Here is a 237-nt window from a genome sequence, read left to right on the forward strand (position 1 = left end):
GCGCAACGGTCAGTGGGAGAGGCTGCTGACCACCCGGGCCGGCGACCTCGGCCTGAAGATCCCCAAGGTGCGGACCGGGTCGTTCTTCCCCTCGCTGCTGGAGCGGCGACGGCGCATCGACCGGGCCCTGTTCGCCGTGGTGATGGAGGCATACGTGCACGGGGTGTCCACCCGCTCGGTCGATGACCTGGTCAAGGCCCTGGGCGCGGACAGCGGGATCTCGAAATCGGAAGTGTC

1 protein-coding gene is annotated in these 237 nt (G+C 68.8%); it reads left to right on the forward strand.

The features are described from left to right. Positions 1–237 (forward strand): IS256 family transposase (locus OP79_RS49445; protein ID WP_033330006.1); only part of this gene is annotated, 237 nt, incomplete at both ends.

The sequence above is a fragment of the Streptomyces yerevanensis genome (assembly GCF_000716805.1).
GTDB lineage: Bacteria > Actinomycetota > Actinomycetes > Streptomycetales > Streptomycetaceae > Streptomyces > Streptomyces flaveus.